The sequence below is a fragment of the Pseudoxanthomonas suwonensis J47 genome, from assembly GCF_000513955.1.
GTDB lineage: Bacteria > Pseudomonadota > Gammaproteobacteria > Xanthomonadales > Xanthomonadaceae > Pseudoxanthomonas > Pseudoxanthomonas suwonensis_C.
This window is the reverse complement of the sequence record NZ_KI911329.1, coordinates 1-16,214: the sequence shown is the minus strand read 5'-3', so window position 1 is coordinate 16,214 and position 16,214 is coordinate 1. Positions and strand designations below refer to the sequence as shown.

Sequence of the window (16,214 nt, the reverse complement as noted above, 5' to 3'; positions counted from 1 at the left end):
CCGGCGCCATGACGGCAGCATGCGCTGTCCGTCCGCGGACGGGCCCGGGTATCCCGGGCCCGTTCCATGTCCGGCGCCGCATCCGTACCCTCACGGAGTGACCATGAAGCGATCGACCCTGCTCCACCACGCCCGCCACCTCGGCGCGGCCGGCCTGCTCGCCATGCTTGCCGCCTGCGGCGGGGACCGCGATGCCGCCGCGGAACGCCAGGCCGCCACCACGGCGCCCGCGACCCCGGAGTACGACAGCCACCAGACCCTGGTCCCGGCGCCGGCCAGCGTCACGCCCGGCGAAGGCCGCCTCGCACTGGGCGCCGGGACCCGGCTGCTGGCCGAAGGCGACGCGGCACGCACCGTCGCCCTGCAGTTCGCGGCGCTGCTCGGCAAGGGCCGCGGCATCGCGCCGCAGCTGGGCGAAGGCCTGCAGGAGACCGACGGCGCGATCCGCTTCGCGACCGACCCGGCGCGCGCCGGGGCAGGCAGCGAGGCCTACCTGCTGGAAGTGACGCCCGCCGGCGCCACGGTCAGCGCCGGCGATGCCGCCGGCCTGTTCTACGGCGCGATGACCCTGCTGCAGCTGGCCACGGTCGATAGCGACGGCAGCGCCTGGCTGCCGGCGGTCCGCATCGAGGACGCACCGCGCTTCTCCTGGCGCGGTTTCATGATGGACCCGGCGCGCCACTTCTGGACCGTCGACCAGGTCAAGCAGGTCATCGACGCGATGGCCCTGCACAAGCTCAACGTCCTCCACTGGCACCTCACCGACGACCAGGGCTGGCGCGTGGAAATCCGCAAGTACCCGAAGCTCACCGAGATCGGCGGCTGCCGCATCCCGTCCGGCGACGGCGGCATCGACCCGCGCACCGGCAAGCCGCGCCCGTACTGCGGCTTCTACACCCAGGACGAAGTCCGCGAGATCGTCGCCTACGCGGCCGCGCGCCACATCACCGTGGTGCCGGAGATCAACCAGCCCGGCCACGCCACCGCGGCGATCGCCGCGTATCCGGAGCTGGGTTCGACCGACCTGCCGCTGGTGCCGTCCAGCGAATGGGGCGTGTTCCCCAACCTGTTCAACGCCGAGGAAGGCACCATCGCCTTCCTCGAGGACGTGATCGGCGAACTGGTTCCGCTGTTCCCCGGCACCTACTTCCACATCGGCGGCGACGAGGCGGTCAAGGACCAGTGGGAAGCCTCCGCGCGCGTGCAGCAGCGCATGCGCGAGGTCGGCGCGAAGACCGAGATGGAGATGCAGAGCCACATCGTGGCGCGGCTGGAGAAGTTCCTCGCCGCGCACGGCAAGCGCCTGATCGGCTGGGACGAGATCCTCGAAGGCCCGCTGCCGCCGGAGGCCACGGTGATGTCCTGGCGCGGCACCGAAGGCGGGCTGGAGGCCGCGCGCGAAGGCCATGACGTGGTGATGTCGCCGTCCGGCGACCTGTACCTCGATTACCTGCAGACCGACTCGCCGTTCGAACCGCCGGGCCGCCCGGCGACGATCACCCTGGAGCAGGTCTACGCCTTCGAACCGGTGCCGGCGGAACTGGAGGAAGACAGGCGCCACCACATCCTGGGCCTGCAGGCCAACCTGTGGACCGAGCACACCCGCACCTGGGAGCGTTTCGAACACCACGTGTTCCCGCGCCTGGCGGCGGTGGCCGAAACCGGCTGGACGCCGGCCGAGCGCAAGGACTACGCCGGCTTCGTGCGCCGCCTGCCGGCGCAGCTGGAACGCTACCGCGCCTGGGGCATCGGCTATGCGCTGACGCCGTTCCAGGTCGATGCGGTGGCCGAGGACGACCGCAAGGCCGGCACGGTGACGGTGACCCTGTCCAATCCGCTCGGCTACGCCGTGCACTACACCACCGACGGCAGCGAGCCGACGGCCAGCTCCACCGCGTACGCCGGGCCGGTCACGCTGGAGCTGCCGGCGAAGCTGCGCGCGGCGGCCTTCGCGGACGGCGTGGCGCTGGCGCCGGCCCGCGACTACCGCTGGGACGCCGCCTCGCTGCTGGTCCGTACCGACGAACAGCTGGCCACCTGTCCGGATGCCGGCCGCCTGCTGCTGCGCCTGGAGGACGATGGCCCGGCCGACGGCGAACGCGCGATCTTCAACACCACGATCTTCTACCCGTGCTGGCAGTGGAACGGCGCCGACCTCGATGGCGTGGCCGCGGTGAAGGTGCGCGCCGGGCGCATCCCGTACTACTTCCAGCTGGCCCACGACGAACCGCACCGCAAGTTCGAGCCGGCGCGCTCGGCGCATGGCGAACTGGACATCCACGCCGACGGCTGCGGCGGCGAACGCCTCGCCAGCGTGCCACTGCCGGAAGCGCCGGGCCGCGACGGCTTCATCGAGCTGGTGGCGGAACTGCCTGCAGGCGTCGCCGGACGCCGCGACCTGTGCCTGCGCTTCACCGGCGACACGCGCCCGCAGATGTGGGTGGTCGACCGGGTCGGCCTGCAGCTGCGCTGATGCGTCCACTCCGTTGTGCGGGCCGCGCGCCCGCGCAACGGGGCCGGATCAGGGATCGAGGACGATGGGCGCGTGGCGCCCGGCCAGGGCGTTGGCGTGCATCGCGCGGTACAGCCGTTCGAGGTCGGCCGCCATCGCCTTCGGATCGAACAGGCGCGCGCTGGGCAGCAGCGCCGCCAGGCGCGAACGCAAGGCCGCACGCGCCGCCGCGTCGTTGCCCAGGCGCACCGCCTCCGCGACCACCGCGGCGCGGTCGGTGCGGATGCATTCGTGCAGGCCCAGCGAGCGCAGCAGGCTGGTGGCCATGCGCCCGGCGAAGGTGTCGCCGGTGAAGGTGAGCAGCGGTACGCCCGCGCGCAACGCATCTGCGGCGGTGGTGCCGGAGTTGTAGGGCCAGGTATCCAGGGCCAGGTCGGCCAGTGCCAGCCGCGACAGGTGTTTTTCCAGCGGCAGCTGCGGGCCGAACACGATGCGCTCGCCATCGACACCACGTGCCTCGGCCTCGCGGCGCAGGTTGGCGCGTGCCACCCCGGCGCGCGGCGGCGCCAGCCACAGCACCGATCCGGGCACCGCCGCGAGGATCGCGCACCAGTCGTCCCACAGCGCCGGATGCAGCTTGTAGCCCTGGTTGAAGCTGCAGAACACCACCGCTTCCTCCGGCAGGCCAGCCTCGGCGCGCGTCGGTACCTGCATCGGTTGCAGCGCCGGATTGGGCTGGTAGCAGTGCGGCAGCAGGGCCAGGTGCTCGGCGAAGTCGTCCGCCAGCGCCAGTGGCGTGACCACCGCGTCACCGATCACGTAGTCCACCAGGCGGCCGTCGCCGAGGGTGCCGATGTAGCCCAGCCAGGTCGCACTGGTCGGTGCCGGGCGCAGGGCAAGCACGCCGATGCGCGCGTTGCCGGTATAGCCGTTGAGGTCGACCAGCACGTCGAGGCGGTCGTCGGCGACCAGGCGCGCGGCGGCCAGGTCGTCGCCGGGCAGTTCGACGAAGCGGTCGGCGGCAGCCCGTGCGCGGGCACGCCAGATGTCGCCGGGCGGCGCCGGGCCCTGCGCATAGAGGAACACCTCGCAGCTGGCGTGGTCGCGCGATTCGATCGCCTCCAGCAGCAGGTAGGACACCGCGTGCCGGCGCAGGTCCGAGGAGGTGTAGCCGACCCGCAGGCGCCGCCCTTCCAGCGGCGTGGGCGGGGCGGAGAGCGGCGGCTGGGCCAGGTGCGCGCCCCATTGGGTGGCGGCGAATTTCGCCGCGGCCATCTTCTGCAGCTGCGCGTCGGCCTCGGGCAGGGCCAGCAGTTGCAGCGGCGACAGGTCGCTGGCCGGCGCCTGGCGCCATGCGGCCAGCAGTTCGGCCGGCTGCGGACCCAGCGCCGGATCCCAGTCGGCCAGGTAGCGGCGCAGGGTGAGCGCTTCGCCCAGGCTGCGCAGGTTGCCGGGATCGAGCTGCAGTACGCAGCGGTGGCTGGCCAGCGCTTCCTCGGGCCGTCCGGTTTCCTCCTGCAGCTGGGCCAGCTTCTGCCAGGCCAGGGCCAGGCGGTCGTCGCGGCGCAGGGCCTCGCGGTAGGCGGCTTCGGCTTCGGCTGGTGCACCGCGGCGCTGTTCGGCCAGGCCGAGGTTGACCCAGGTGCCCGGGGCCGCGCCGGCGGCCAGCGCGCGCCGGTAGCAGGCGATGGCCTGCGGCAGCTCCTGGCGGCTGCCGTGGATCACGCCGGCGAGGTTCCAGGCGTCGGCATGACCGGGCGCCTGGCGCAGCAGGTGCTGGAGGATGGCGAGGGCCTGCAGGGGATCGCCCCTGCGGTAGGCGGCGAAGGCGGCGGCGTAGAGCGTGGAAGGCGTCGGGGCACCCGGCGGTGCACCCCGCTTCACGCTGCCGTCGCCGTCCGCTTCAGCCATCGCCCCCTTCCACCTTCAGCAGGGCGTCGCGCCATGGCGTCAACGCCGTCGAAAGTCCGAGAACCACGCCCACAGTGTTGGCCAGCGCGTCGGCCGGATCGGCCATGCGCGTGCTGGTCAGCGCGCCCTGCGCGAATTCCAGCAGCACGCCCATCAGCACCAGTCCCCCGCCGGCCATCCACAGCCCCCGGCCGCGGGGGAACAGCTGCACCGCGCCAGCAGCGAGTATCGCGTATGCGAGCAGATGTTCAAGCTTGTCGCTGTGCTGCGGCAGCTCCAGTGGCGGCGGCGGGACCAGGCAGACCACGATCACCGCCAGCAGCGCCGCGGCCCACAGGCCCAGCCACAGGCGCGGGCGCCTGAAGGGCTTGAGCACGCTCACAGCCGCCAGCTCAGGTCGCCGAGCAGGAAGGCGGCGTCCAGGTCCACGTCGCGGGTGAAGGCCATGGCCTGGAAGCGCTCGCCCATCTGCTCGGGCAGGGTGAGCCGCTTGAGCTCCTGGCGCAGGCGCAGCGCGCCGGCCCCGTCGGTGCGTTCCTCGGCCTCGGCCAGCAGCCGGTCGATGCCGTTGCCGAGCAGGAAGCTGGCCTGGCTGCAGTAGCCGGCCAGGTCGAAGCCGGCGCCGGTGCCGGCCTCGGCCAGCGCGGTGAAGTCGACCGAGGCGGTGAGGTCCTGCAGGCCCGGCCAGCGCAGCACGTCCTCGTGCATGCGCTGGCGGTAGAACGCGCGCAGGGTGCCGTCGGTGCGCTGCGGCAGGTAGTACTCGCGGCGCGGATAGCCGTAGTCGAGGAACAGCATCGCGCCGGAGCGCAGCCCACCGGCCACCGCCTGCACCCAGTACGGCAGCTGCGGCAGCAGTTCGGAGCGGTAGTCCTCCGGCAGCGGCGCGCCGATGGTGCGCTCGACGTGGCGCACCGCCGCGGTCAGCAGCGCGTCGGCCGGCTGGTCGACGAGGATGAAGCGGCCTTCGGCGTCCATCGCCACGTGTTCCTCGAACACCTCGCCGCCGCGCACGGCGAAGCGCGGGGTCGGCAGCGCGTCGACCACTTCGTTGGCGAACAGCACGCCGTCCCACTCGTCGTCGAACGGTCGGTCCAGCCATTCCACCAGCTCGAATACGGTCGGCGGCAGGGTGCGGGCGAGATGTTCGCGCTGGCGTTCGCGCAGGTCGGCGCTGGGTTCGAGGATGGCGTAGCGGTCCGGCAGCGCGTCCAGCTGCAGCAGGCGCTTGAGCGCGACCTCGGCGAAGGCGCCGCTGCCGCCGCCCACTTCCAGCACCCGCGACTGCGGGCCCAGCGACTGCAGCGCCATGGCCAGCACGCCGGCCACGGTGGCGGCGAACAACCGGCCCTGCTCCGGCGCGGTGACGAAGTCGCCGGCGGCGCCGAACTTGGTGCTGCCGGCGCTGTAGTAGCCGAAGCCGGGTGCGTAGAGGCACAGCTCCATGAAGCGCGAAAACGGCACGCTGCCGCCGGCCGCGGCGATTTCGGCGCGGATGTGCGCGGCCAGGGTATCGCTGTGGGCCAGGGCCTGCGGGTCAGGAAGGGGGAGTTCGGCGTGCATCGTGATCGTGGGGCGGTGACAATGGACCAGCATAGCCGAGCCCCCGTCACGATGAGCCCGACGCCCGCCACCGCACGCCCCGTCGCCCTGGTCACCGGCGCAGCCCGCCGCATCGGCGCGGCGATCGCGCGGCGGCTGCACGCGGCCGGCTACGACCTGGCCCTGCACCACCTGCATTCGGGCACGGAGATGCAGGCGCTGGCGGCGGAGCTGGAAGGCGCGCGCGCCGGCAGCGTGCATGTGCTGCAGGCCGACCTGCGCCAGTTCGACCGCGTGCCGGAACTGGTCGCAGCCACCGTCGGTCACTACGGCCGGCTCGACGCGCTGGTCAACAACGCCTCCAACTTCCATCCCACCCCGCTGGGCACGGTAACGCCGGCGCAGTGGGACGAGCTGTTCGCGGTCAACGCGCGCGCGCCGTTCTTCCTCGCCCAGGCCGCGGCACCGCACCTGCGCGCGTCCGGCGGCGCGATCGTCAACCTGGCCGATGTCTACGCCGGCCGGCCGCTGCCGCGGCACGCACCGTACTCGGCAGCAAAGGCGGCGCTGGTGTCGCTGACCCGGGCGCTGGCGCTGGAACTGGCCCCGCAGGTGCGGGTGAATGCGGTCGCGCCTGGCGCGATCCTGTGGCCCGAGCAGGAACCGGACCCCGGCGCACAGCAGGCGATCCTGCAGGCCACCGCGCTGGGCCGCGCCGGCACGCCGGAAGACATCGCCGCGGCGGTGGCCTGGCTGCTGTCGGCGAACGCGGCCTACGTCACCGGCCAGGTGCTGCACGTGGACGGCGGACGCAACCGCTGAAACCACGACGCAACGCGCGCACCGGCACGCGTGAAGCCGGCGCTACAGCGGCACGACCTCGAAGTCCTCGCCATGCTGCGGATGCGCCTGCCAGATCCCGGCGAGCGTGCGCCCGCTCAGCGGATCGATGAAATCCGGGGCGATGTCGGCCAGCGGCTTGAGCACGAAGGCGTGCTTCAGTTCCGGGCGCGGGATCCGCACCTGCCCGTCCTCGCGCACCACCTGGTCGCCGTAGAACACCACGTCGACGTCCAGGGTCCGGTCGGCCAGGCGCGGGCCGGTGCGCACGCGGCCGTGGCGGTCCTCCAGCGCGTGCAGCCAGTCCTCCAGCGCGTCCAGCGGCAGCGTGGTGTGCAGGGACACGGCATTGTTGAGGAACGGCGCGCCGTCGAAACCCACCGCAGCGGTGCGGTACGCCGGCGAGACGACGATGTCGCCGAAGCGCGCGCGCAGTTCGTCCAGCGCGGCGCGCAGGTGGCGTTCGGGTTCGAGGTTGCTGCCCAGGCTGAGCAGCACGGGAATGGCGGCCACCGCCGCCGGCTTCGGATCCATGGTCGCGATGCCTTACTGCTGCGCCGACTGGTCGCCGGGGTCCTGCCGCGAAGGACCGCGTCGCGGCGGCAGCGGCGGCAGCGGCCGCGAGTCGTCCACGGCCGGCAGCGGCGCCTCCCACGGGAAGCGCGGCAGCGTGCGCACCGCATTCTCCAGCTTGCGCGACCAGGTATCGTGGATCTCCGCGTACAGCGGCGTGTCCCCTTCCAGGCGCATCTGCTGGCTGATGCGCAGGTCGCCGGCGCGGATCAGCGCCAGGTCGATCGGCAGGCCCACCGACAGGTTCGAGCGGATGGTCGAATCCAGCGACAGCAGCGCGCAGCGCGCGGCGTCCTCCATCGCCGTTTCCGGGCGGATGATGCGGTCGAGGATCGGCTTGCCGTACTTGGACTCGCCGATCTGCAGGTACGGCGTCTCCGGCGAGGCGGCGATGCAGTTGCCCAGCGGATAGATCATGTACAGGCCGGGCCGTTCGCCGGCGATCTGGCCGCCGAGGATCAGCGTGGCCTGGGTGCTGATGCCGGCGTTGGGCCCGTGTTCGCTGGCCTGCACCTGGCTGGCCACCAGCACCTCGCCGACGTATTCGGCCACCTCGAACAGGTGGCGGAAGGTGCGCAGGCTGCGCGGCGCCTCCGGATCCTCCGCATCGCGGCGCAGCCGCGACACCGCCAGCTGCGTGGTCGCCAGGTTGCCCGCGCTCATCAGCACGAACACCCGCTCGCCCGGATACTCGAACACGTGCAGCTTGCGGTGCACGCGGACGTCGTCGAGCGAGGCGTTGGTGCGGGTGTCAGCGGCGAAGACCAGGCCTTCGTCCACTTCGATGCCGACGCAGTAAGTCATGGCGATCTGCAGGTTCCGGTGCGAGGATTCTACTACTCGGGGCCTGGGCGCGGCCGTCATGGCCGCGGCTGGAAAACGCAGGTTCAGCCCGTGAAGTAGCCTTCGGCGATGGCTTCGTGCAGGCGACCGAGGTAGACCTGCGCCTCGTCCATGAACCGTGCCGGGTCGCCCGCAGCCAGCATTCCCGGATCGGCCTGGCGCACCAGGCCGCTGACGCGGGTGAGCGCGCGCTCCACCGGCGGGCGCGGCGGCATCGCTGGCAGGATCCGCTGCAGCCGGCTCAGGCAGAACTGCACGCTGCGCGGGAATTCGGTGTCGTGCAGCAGGAAGCTCAGCGCATGCGCCGCCGAAACCCGCTGGCGCACGTGGCGGCGGTACATCTGGTAGGCGGCCAGCGCGCGCAGCACCGCCATCCACTGCATGTTCTGGAACGCCTCGCGGTCCTCCTCGTGGCGCGGGGTGACCAGGCCGGAGGCGCCGGCGTCGATGATGCGGGTGGTCATGTCGGCCTGTTCCAGCGCCGTGCCCAGGCGCAGGAAATGGAAGCCGATGTCGCGGCTGACGTTGGCCTGGAGCAGGCCGGAGACCTTGAGGCAGCCGTCGGTGATGCGGCCGATGAAGTCCATGCGATAGCGGCGGGTCAGCACGCGGCCGCCGTCGCCGTCGATATACAGGTGCAGGTCGTTGACCGCTTCCCACACTTCCTGCGGCAGCGCGTCGCGGATGCCGCGCAGGATCTCGCGGGCCTGGTCCACCGAGCTGCGCAGCGAGGACGGGTTGCGCGCGTCCAGCAGCAGGAAGTCGAGCACGTGGGCTTCGTCCGGTTCCGGATGCACGCCCAGGAACAGCTCCTCCGCGCCCACCGTGGCGATCATCGGCCGCCAGGTGAAGCGCACCGAGCGCGGCAGGTCCAGCTGCAGCAGGCTGCCCACGCCGACCAGGCGCGCGGTGTTCTCGGCGCGGCGCAGGTAGCGGCTGAACCAGTACAGCTGGTTGGCGACGCGGGAGAGCATCAGCCCATCTCCTCCAGGTCGACCACCCAGGTGTCCTTGGCGCCACCGCCCTGCGAGGAATTCACCACCAGCGAGCCTTCGGTCATCGCCACCCGGGTCAGGCCGCCGGTGGTGACGTAGGTGTCCTCGCGCGAGAGGATGAACGGGCGCAGGTCGATGTGCCGCGGCGCCGGGCCCTCGTCGCTGACGATTGGCGCGGTGGACAGCGACAGCGTCGGTTGGGCCATGTAGTTGCGCGGGTCGGCCTCGATCAGCGCGCGGAATTTCTCCCGCTCCTTTTTGCTGGCGCGCGGCCCGATCAGCATGCCGTAGCCGCCGGACTCGTTGGCCGGCTTCACCACCAGCTCGTGCAGGTGCTCGAGCACGTAGCGGCGGTCCCTGGCCTGGTGGCACAGGTAGCTGGGCACGTTCGGCAGGATCGGCTCCTCGTCCAGGTAGTAGCGGATCATCTTCGGCACGTAGGCGAACACGACCTTGTCGTCGGCCACGCCCGCGCCGGGCGCATTGGCCAGCGCGACCTTGCCGGCGCGCCAGCTGCGGATCAGCCCGGGCACGCCCAGCATCGAATCGGGATGGAACACTTCCGGATCGAGGAACAGGTCGTCCACGCGCCGGTAGATCACGTCGACCCGCTGCGGCCCGTACACGGTGCGCATGTAGGTGCAGTCGTCGTCGGCGACGAACAGGTCGCCGCCCTCGACCAGCTCGATGCCCATCGCCTGCGCCAAGTAGGCGTGCTCGAAGTAGGCGCTGTTGAAGACGCCGGGGGTGAGCAGCGCGATCACCGGGGTGTCGCCCGGCCGCGGCGACAGCGCGGCGAGGGTGTCGTAGAGCTGCGCCGGGTAGTCGTCCACCGGCAGGATCGCGCTGGTCTCGAACAGTTCCGGGAACACGCGCTTGGCGACCATCCGGTTCTCGAGCATGTACGACACGCCCGAGGGGATGCGCAGGTTGTCCTCCAGCGCGTATAGCGTGCCGTCGGCGTCGCGCACGAGGTCCGAACCGCAGATGTGCGCCCACACGTCCAGCGGTGGCCGCACGCCCACGCACTGCGGGCGGAAGTTCACCGACTGCTTCAGCAGCGAGGCCGGGAACACCTTGTCGCGGACGATCTTCTGCGCACCGTAGATGTCGCCGATGAACAGGTTGAGCGCGCGCATGCGCTGCTTCAGGCCGGCCTCGGTGCGCTGCCACTCGCGGCGGTCGATGATCCGCGGGATCAGGTCGAACGGCAGCGTGCGGTCGACGTTGCGGCCGTCGCTGTACACGGTGAAGGTGATGCCCATGACCCGGGCGGCGACGTCGGCGGCGAGCTGGCGCTCGGCCAGTTCGCGGCCGGAAAGCCCGGACAGGTACTCGACCAGGGGACGCGCGGCCGGGCGCGGCAGGCCGTCGGGCCCGATCAGCTCGTCATAGGACGGTGTCCGGTACTTCGTCCAGTCCATCGCACCCGCCTGGCATGCCGGCGCCCCCGCACCGGCTTGGGCACTGCAACATGCACGCGCCCGCGGCAGGCGTCAAGGGGCCGGCGCGCCGTTGCCAGGCGCCAGCAGGGCGCGGAAATCCGCTCCGCCGGGCTCTTGGAACACGCGCAGCCCGAACTCCGGCAGGATCGCCAGAAGGTGGTCGAAGATGTCCGCCTGGATGCCTTCGTATACCGCCCAGCGTGTGTCGTTGGTGAAGCAGTAGATCTCCAGCGGCAGGCCGGTGGCCCCCGGCTGCAGCTGGCGCACCAGCAGGGTCATCCCCTGGTGGACCTGCGGATGCCGGCGCAGGTAGCGCTCGACGTAGGCGCGGAAGGTGCCGAGGTTGGTGATGCGGCGCGCGTTGACCGGCAGCTGCCCGTCCTCGCCGAGGCCGGCGTTCCACTCGGCCAGTTCGCGCTCCTTGGTCTCCAGGTAATCGCGCAGCAGGGCGAAGCGCTTGAGCTTGTGCCGCTCCTCCGCGTCGAGGAAGCGTACGCTGCCCTGGTCCAGGTACAGCGCGCGCTTGATCCGGCGGCCGCCGGCTTCCTGCATCCCGCGCCAGTTCTTGAACGACTCGCTGATCAGCTTCTTGGTCGGGATGGTGGTGACGGTCTTGTCCCAGTTCTGCACGGTGACCGTGTGCAGGGCGATGTCGACCACGTCGCCGTCGGCGTTCTGGCTGGGCATCTCGATCCAGTCGCCCACCCGCACGCGGCCGTCGCTGCTGATCTGCACGCTGGCCACGAACGACAGGATGGTGTCCTGGAACACCAGCATCAGCACCGCGGTGGCCGCACCGAGGCCGGTGACCAGGTGCAGCATGCGCACGCCGGCCAGGGTCGCCACGATCGACAGGCCGGCGACCACGAAGATGGCGAGCTTGGCCACCTGCAGGTAACCCTTGATCGGCCGCGTGCGCGCCTCGGGGCGGCGCTCGTAGACGATGTTGAGCGCGTCCAGCGCGTGGGCCAGCGCCAGCGCGACGGTCAGCACGATCCAGACCTTGCAGGCGCCGTGGACGAAGGCCACCACCGGTTCCGGCATGCCGGGCACCCAGTCGATGCCGGCGGCGATCACCAGCGCCGGCACCACGTTGGCCAGGCGCGGGATCACCTTGAGCCGGTACGGCTCTTCCTTGTCCTCGCTGCGCGCGAGCATGCCGACCACGCGGTGCAGGCCGCGCAGCAGGATTTTCTTCGTCACCAGGTTGGCCAGCCCGGCCAGCAGCAGCAGCGCCGCCAGCACCAGCAGGGTGTAGGCCCAGGGATAGGGCTCGAGTGCGGTCCGCGCCCCTTCCAGCCAGCGCACGGTCACGGCCTCCATGCCTGCGATCACCAGCATCCGCTCAGGCCTCCCGCACGCCGCGTTCGATCACCACGCCCACCGCGCGCGCGCCACGCACCGCGCCGGGCTTGCCGAGCTTCAGCCGCAACCAGCGCACGCCGAACTCCTCCATCACGATCGCCGCGCAGCGCTCGGCCAGGGTCTCGACCAGGCCGAAGTCGGACTGCTCCACGAACTCGATCAGGCGCTTGCTGACCGCCTTGTAGTCCAGGGTGTCGGCGATGTCGTCGCTGGCCGCCGGCACGCGGTTGTCGAAGGCCATCTCCAGGTCGAAGCGCAACGGCTGGCGGATGCGCCGCTCCCAGTCGTAGATGCCGATCAGCGCCTCGATCTCGAGGCCTTCGATGAAAACCATGTCCATGGTGGGATTCATGATTGGGGATTCGGGATTGGGGATGGTAGCAACCCCATGCTGCACGCCCGCTTTCGCTACGCGCCCTCGCGAATCACCAATCACCAATCACGGGCTGCCGCCAACGGCGGCAGCCCAGCCATATCCCAGCGCGGCGTGACGTTCACCGCGGCGCCTTCGCGCTGGCCGGCTTCCAGGCGCAGCGCGCCGGCGAAGGCGATCATCGCGCCGTTGTCGGTGCACAGCGACGGACGCGGGAAACAGGCGCGGCCGCCGCGCTTCGCGCACATGGCCTGCAGTTTCGCGCGCAGGCGCTTGTTGGCGCCGACGCCGCCGGCGATCACCAGGGTGTCGCTGCCAGCCGCGTCCAGCGCGCGCTCGCACTTGATCGCGAGCGTGTCGACCACCGCGTCCTCGAAGCCGCGGGCGATGTCGGCGCGGGTCTGTTCCGACTGGTCGGACTGCTGCCAGCCCAGCAGCACCTGGGTCTTCAGCCCGCTGAAGCTGAAATCCAGGCCGGGACGGTCGGTCATCGGCCGGGCGAAGCGGAACGCCCCCGGCGTGCCCTTCTCGGCCAGCGCGGCCAGCTGCGGGCCGCCCGGATACGGCAGGCCCATCAGCTTGGCGGTCTTGTCGAAGGCCTCGCCGGCCGCGTCGTCCAGGGTCTCGCCGAGCAGGCGGTACCGGCCGATCGCCTCCACCGCCACCAGCTGGGTGTGGCCGCCGGAGACCAGCAGGGCCACGAACGGCGGCTCCGGCGGGTCCTCCTCCATCAGCGGCGCCAGCAGGTGGCCTTCCATGTGGTGGACGCCCACCGCCGGCACGTCCAGCGCCCAGGCCAGCGCCCGCGCGGTCCCGGCGCCCACCAGCAGGGCCCCGACCAGGCCCGGGCCGGCCGTATAGGCCACCCCGTCGATGTCGGAGGTCGCCAGCCCGGCCTCGGCCAGGGTCTGGCGGACCAGGGGCAGCAGCTTGCGCACGTGGTCGCGGCTGGCCAGTTCGGGGACGACGCCGCCGTACTCGGCGTGAAGGGCGATCTGGCTGTAGACCGCGTGGGCCCGCAGGCCGGCCGGGCCGGGCAGGGCCGTGTCGTAGACGGCTACGCCGGTCTCGTCGCAGGAGGTTTCGATGCCAAGGACGCGCATGGGGGGACAGATGGGAGCGGGGGAGGGAAAGAAAAAGCCCGGGCCGGCTTGCACCCGGCCGCGGGACCCCGCTATCATACGCGGCTCACCGGGCCCGGCCCGGTTATTTGTGCCCCGGAGATTCCATGCCCAGCGTCAAAGTCCGTGAGAACGAGCCTTTCGAGTTCGCTCTGCGCCGTTTCAAGCGCACCTGCGAGAAGGCCGGCGTCCTGGCCGAAACCCGCAAGCGCGAGTTCTACGAGAAGCCGACCCAGGAGCGCAAGCGCAAGGCCGCCGCGGCGGTGAAGCGCCAGATGCGCCGGATGTCGCGCGACGTCACCAAGCGCCAGCGCCTGTACTGACGTAGCGTCGCCCTGGCCGCCCATGCGGCCGGGTCGTTCCGACGAGAGGCAACCGAAAGCCGGCACGCAAGCGTGGCCGGCTTTTTGTGTTCCCTGCAGAAGCGTGCCGCGCCGCGCGGATGCCCCGCCCTCCTTCCCAAAGGTATTGCCATGAGCCTGAAGCAGCGACTGACCGACGACATGAAGGCCGCCATGAAGGGCGGCAACAAGGACACGCTGGGCGTGATCCGGCTGATCAACGCCGCGATCAAGCAGAAGGAAGTGGACGAACGCGTCGAGCTGGACGACGCCGCCGTGCTGGCCGTGCTCGACAAGATGGTCAAGCAGCGCAAGGACTCGGTGTCCCAGTACGAGGGCGCCGGCCGCGAGGACCTGGCCGCCATCGAGCGCGCCGAGATCGCGGTGATCGAGCGCTACCTGCCGGCCAAGCTGGACGAGGCTGCGATCCTGGCCGCGATCGACGCCGCCATCGCCCAGACCGGCGCCGCCGGCCCGGCCGACATGGGCAAGCTGATGGGCGTGCTCAAGCCGCAGCTGGCCGGCCAGGCCGACATGGGCCAGGTCTCGGCCCTGGTGAAGCTCCGCCTGGCGGGCTGAGCCCCTCCGCGGGTGGCCGGCTCGGCCGGCCGCCCTGCCCTGCCGGGTTCGCCCCGGCGACCCTCCGGCAAGGCCACCCATCCACGGTTGCGGCTATCGGCCACCACTCCGCCACCGCGGACGGATGGACAGGCCACAATGAGGCGTTCCGCCCTGCCTGCGAACCGCCCATGCCCACCGACGCCAATATCCAGCTGCGCCCGGCCACCCCGGCCGACATCCCGCTGATCCTCGACCTGATCCGCGGCCTGGCCGAATACGAACGCCTGGCCCACGAAGCGGTGGCCACGCCCGCGGATGTGGAAGCGGCGCTGTTCGGCACGCGCCCGGCGGCTGAAGTGGTGATCGCCGAATGCGACGGCGCCCCCGCCGGCTTCGCCCTGTTCTTCATCTCCTTCTCGACCTTCCTCGGCAAACCCGGCCTGTACCTGGAAGATCTGTTCGTGCTCCCGGAATTCCGCGGCCGCGGCATCGGCCGCCGGCTGATGGTGCACCTGGCCGCCCTGGCCGTGGCGCGCGGCTACGGCCGCTTCGAATGGTCGGTGCTGGACTGGAACACCCCGGCGATCAAGTTTTACCGCAGCCTCGGCGCCCGGCCGATGGGCGGATGGACCGTGCAGCGCCTCGACGGCGAAGCCCTGCGCGCGCTCGCCGCCAGCGCCACGGGCTGAGCGCTCACGCACCGGCTACATCGCACGCGCAAGGCTTGGGGCCGATGCCCGACCTGCCGATGCGATGAAGCGGCCCTCCCCCGCCAAGCTGCGCCGCCACCTCGAACGCCTGCAGGAAAGCCTGCCGGCGGCGCTGCTGCGGCGCTTCGTCGAAGCCGACCTGATCACCCAGGCCGCCTCGCTGTCCTTCTACACCCTGCTCTCGCTGGCCCCGCTGCTGGTGCTGCTGCTGTGGCTGACCGCCTCCCTGTACCCGCCCGCGCAGGCCTCGCTGGTCGCGCAGATCCACGACCTCGCCGGCGCCGAGGCCGCCGCCGTGGCCCAGACCGTGCTGCGCAACGCCGACCAGCAGCCGGACGTCGGCTCGCTCGCCGGCTGGTGGAGCATGGCCCTGCTGTTCATAGGCTCCACCGTGGTGTTCGCCCAGCTGCAGGGCGCGCTCAACCTGATCTTCCGCACCGGCGGCGAACAGCTCGGCGGCCTGCGCGCCTGGCTGCGCAAGCGCGTGTTCTCGCTGGGCGTGGTGCTGGCGCTGGGCTTCCTGCTGATCGTCTCGATGATCGCCACCACCGCCCTGCAGATCGTGTTCGCGCGCCTGCCCTCGGTGCTGCCCATCGTCGGCTACGTGACCACCCTGCTGCTCTACGCGGTGGGCTTCGCCTTCCTCTACCACTACCTGCCCGACCGCCGCGTCGCCTGGCGCCAGGCCCTGCTGGGCGGCGCCATCACCGCCCTCCTGTTCGCCCTGGGCCGCTACCTGATCGGCCTCTACCTGGCCCAGGCCGCCCCCGGCAGCGCCTACGGCTCGATGGGCGCCCTGGTCCTGCTGCTGATGTGGATGTACTACGCCGCCGTCGTGTTCTTTGCTGGCGCCCTGATCACCGCCGTGATCGACGAACGCGCCCATTCCCGCCAGCGGCTGCGCGAATCGGGGATCAGGAGGGTTCCGCCGCCGACGGCTGCAACCTGACGCAGTCGCGACTCGTACGGCCTCCAAGTAGCCGCACTCCGGGTGTCAGCCAGGCTCCCGGCGCCAAACGAAGCCACGTCCCCAACGCGCCCGAAGACGCGGTAGTGCGGGGGTATGCCGCAAGCAGCACATGGATGTGCTGCGCTCGCGCGTTGGAGCAGGACGCGGAACCGCGCGATGCGGCATACCCCCG

The 16,214-nt window shown here is 71.4% G+C and carries 16 protein-coding genes; 6 read left to right on the top strand and 10 right to left on the bottom strand.

Going from position 1 to position 16,214, the window contains the following annotated elements:
- Positions 1 to 103: 103 nt before the first annotated feature.
- Positions 104 to 2,473 (top strand): family 20 glycosylhydrolase, encoded by a 2,370-nt coding sequence (locus M503_RS0112725; protein WP_028919931.1) that lies wholly within the window; start codon positions 104 to 106, stop codon positions 2,471 to 2,473.
- Positions 2,474 to 2,521: 48 nt separating this feature from the next.
- Here the strand turns inward: M503_RS0112725 and M503_RS16480 are convergent, their stop codons facing one another.
- Genes M503_RS16480 through M503_RS0112710 form a run of 3 tightly spaced genes read right to left on the bottom strand, consistent with a single transcriptional unit; the run spans position 2,522 to position 5,926 of the window.
- Positions 2,522 to 4,363, bottom strand: a complete 1,842-nt coding sequence (locus M503_RS16480; protein WP_051414598.1) for a glycosyltransferase family 41 protein — start codon at positions 4,361 to 4,363, stop codon at positions 2,522 to 2,524.
- Positions 4,356 to 4,745: a VanZ family protein gene (locus M503_RS0112715; RefSeq protein WP_428992220.1), complete on the bottom strand. Its 390-nt coding sequence runs from the start codon at positions 4,743 to 4,745 to the stop codon at positions 4,356 to 4,358. Before M503_RS0112715 ends, M503_RS16480 begins: the two co-directional genes overlap by 8 nt.
- Positions 4,742 to 5,926, bottom strand: a complete 1,185-nt coding sequence (locus M503_RS0112710) for a class I SAM-dependent methyltransferase (RefSeq protein ID WP_028919930.1) — start codon at positions 5,924 to 5,926, stop codon at positions 4,742 to 4,744. Before M503_RS0112710 ends, M503_RS0112715 begins: the two co-directional genes overlap by 4 nt.
- 51 nt (positions 5,927 to 5,977) lie before the next feature.
- Between M503_RS0112710 and M503_RS0112705 the strand changes: the two genes are divergently transcribed.
- Positions 5,978 to 6,727 (top strand): pteridine reductase, encoded by a 750-nt coding sequence (locus M503_RS0112705; protein ID WP_028919929.1) that lies wholly within the window; start codon positions 5,978 to 5,980, stop codon positions 6,725 to 6,727.
- 42 nt (positions 6,728 to 6,769) lie between these two features.
- Here the strand turns inward: M503_RS0112705 and folK are convergent, their stop codons facing one another.
- From folK to tsaD, 7 genes are all read right to left on the bottom strand, one after another.
- Positions 6,770 to 7,279: a 2-amino-4-hydroxy-6-hydroxymethyldihydropteridine diphosphokinase gene (folK, locus tag M503_RS0112700; protein WP_051414596.1), complete on the bottom strand. Its 510-nt coding sequence runs from the start codon at positions 7,277 to 7,279 to the stop codon at positions 6,770 to 6,772.
- 12 nt (positions 7,280 to 7,291) lie between these two features.
- On the bottom strand, positions 7,292 to 8,122 hold the full coding sequence (locus tag M503_RS0112695) for a 20S proteasome subunits A/B (RefSeq protein ID WP_028919927.1): 831 nt from the start codon (positions 8,120 to 8,122) through the stop codon (positions 7,292 to 7,294).
- 83 nt (positions 8,123 to 8,205) lie between these two features.
- Complete coding sequence (locus M503_RS0112690) at positions 8,206 to 9,135, bottom strand: alpha-E domain-containing protein (RefSeq protein WP_028919926.1); 930 nt, start codon at positions 9,133 to 9,135, stop codon at positions 8,206 to 8,208.
- Entirely contained in the window at positions 9,135 to 10,580 is a 1,446-nt protein-coding gene (locus M503_RS0112685; RefSeq protein ID WP_028919925.1) for a circularly permuted type 2 ATP-grasp protein, read from the bottom strand. The genes M503_RS0112690 and M503_RS0112685 overlap by 1 nt, the downstream gene beginning before the upstream one ends.
- A gap of 72 nt (positions 10,581 to 10,652) precedes the next feature.
- Entirely contained in the window at positions 10,653 to 11,942 is a 1,290-nt protein-coding gene (locus M503_RS0112680) for a mechanosensitive ion channel family protein (RefSeq protein WP_428992219.1), read from the bottom strand.
- Positions 11,943 to 11,946: 4 nt separating this feature from the next.
- Positions 11,947 to 12,306 carry a dihydroneopterin aldolase gene (folB, locus tag M503_RS0112675; RefSeq protein ID WP_028919923.1) on the bottom strand — a complete coding sequence of 120 codons (360 nt, stop codon included), beginning with the start codon at positions 12,304 to 12,306 and terminating at the stop codon, positions 11,947 to 11,949.
- Between the two features lie 92 nt (positions 12,307 to 12,398).
- The gene (gene tsaD, locus M503_RS0112670; protein WP_028919922.1) at positions 12,399 to 13,442 is read right to left on the bottom strand and encodes a tRNA (adenosine(37)-N6)-threonylcarbamoyltransferase complex transferase subunit TsaD; all 1,044 of its coding nucleotides are present in this window, start codon (positions 13,440 to 13,442) and stop codon (positions 12,399 to 12,401) included.
- A 125-nt stretch (positions 13,443 to 13,567) separates the two neighbouring features.
- Here tsaD and rpsU point away from each other — a divergent pair, with 125 nt between their 5' ends.
- The 4 genes from rpsU (at position 13,568) to M503_RS16475 (ending at position 16,021) form a co-directional block, all read left to right on the top strand.
- Positions 13,568 to 13,783 carry a 30S ribosomal protein S21 gene (gene rpsU, locus M503_RS0112665; protein WP_024869901.1) on the top strand — a complete coding sequence of 72 codons (216 nt, stop codon included), beginning with the start codon at positions 13,568 to 13,570 and terminating at the stop codon, positions 13,781 to 13,783.
- A gap of 150 nt (positions 13,784 to 13,933) precedes the next feature.
- Positions 13,934 to 14,380 carry a GatB/YqeY domain-containing protein gene (locus M503_RS0112660; RefSeq protein WP_028919921.1) on the top strand — a complete coding sequence of 149 codons (447 nt, stop codon included), beginning with the start codon at positions 13,934 to 13,936 and terminating at the stop codon, positions 14,378 to 14,380.
- Between the two features lie 170 nt (positions 14,381 to 14,550).
- On the top strand, positions 14,551 to 15,051 hold the full coding sequence (locus tag M503_RS0112655) for a GNAT family N-acetyltransferase (protein WP_028919920.1): 501 nt from the start codon (positions 14,551 to 14,553) through the stop codon (positions 15,049 to 15,051).
- A gap of 64 nt (positions 15,052 to 15,115) precedes the next feature.
- Positions 15,116 to 16,021: a YihY/virulence factor BrkB family protein gene (locus M503_RS16475; RefSeq protein ID WP_037061399.1), complete on the top strand. Its 906-nt coding sequence runs from the start codon at positions 15,116 to 15,118 to the stop codon at positions 16,019 to 16,021.
- The last annotated feature ends 193 nt before the right edge of the window (positions 16,022 to 16,214 follow it).

Excerpts from the sequence above, each read along its gene's own strand:
- tsaD (WP_028919922.1), bottom strand. The coding sequence starts at position 13,442 with ATGCGCGTCCTTGGCATCGAAACCTCCTGCGACGAGACCGGCGTAGCC.
- M503_RS0112705 (WP_028919929.1), top strand. The coding sequence starts at position 5,978 with ATGAGCCCGACGCCCGCCACCGCACGCCCCGTCGCCCTGGTCACCGGC.
- M503_RS0112695 (WP_028919927.1), bottom strand. The coding sequence starts at position 8,122 with ATGACTTACTGCGTCGGCATCGAAGTGGACGAAGGCCTGGTCTTCGCC.
- M503_RS0112725 (WP_028919931.1), top strand. The coding sequence starts at position 104 with ATGAAGCGATCGACCCTGCTCCACCACGCCCGCCACCTCGGCGCGGCC.
- M503_RS0112690 (WP_028919926.1), bottom strand. The coding sequence starts at position 9,135 with ATGCTCTCCCGCGTCGCCAACCAGCTGTACTGGTTCAGCCGCTACCTG.
- M503_RS16475 (WP_037061399.1), top strand. The coding sequence starts at position 15,116 with ATGAAGCGGCCCTCCCCCGCCAAGCTGCGCCGCCACCTCGAACGCCTG.
- M503_RS0112660 (WP_028919921.1), top strand. The coding sequence starts at position 13,934 with ATGAGCCTGAAGCAGCGACTGACCGACGACATGAAGGCCGCCATGAAG.
- M503_RS0112680 (WP_428992219.1), bottom strand. The coding sequence starts at position 11,942 with ATGCTGGTGATCGCAGGCATGGAGGCCGTGACCGTGCGCTGGCTGGAA.
- rpsU (WP_024869901.1), top strand. The coding sequence starts at position 13,568 with ATGCCCAGCGTCAAAGTCCGTGAGAACGAGCCTTTCGAGTTCGCTCTG.
- M503_RS0112655 (WP_028919920.1), top strand. The coding sequence starts at position 14,551 with ATGCCCACCGACGCCAATATCCAGCTGCGCCCGGCCACCCCGGCCGAC.
- M503_RS0112710 (WP_028919930.1), bottom strand. The coding sequence starts at position 5,926 with ATGCACGCCGAACTCCCCCTTCCTGACCCGCAGGCCCTGGCCCACAGC.
- M503_RS0112685 (WP_028919925.1), bottom strand. The coding sequence starts at position 10,580 with ATGGACTGGACGAAGTACCGGACACCGTCCTATGACGAGCTGATCGGG.
- folB (WP_028919923.1), bottom strand. The coding sequence starts at position 12,306 with ATGGACATGGTTTTCATCGAAGGCCTCGAGATCGAGGCGCTGATCGGC.
- M503_RS16480 (WP_051414598.1), bottom strand. The coding sequence starts at position 4,363 with ATGGCTGAAGCGGACGGCGACGGCAGCGTGAAGCGGGGTGCACCGCCG.
- folK (WP_051414596.1), bottom strand. The coding sequence starts at position 7,279 with ATGGATCCGAAGCCGGCGGCGGTGGCCGCCATTCCCGTGCTGCTCAGC.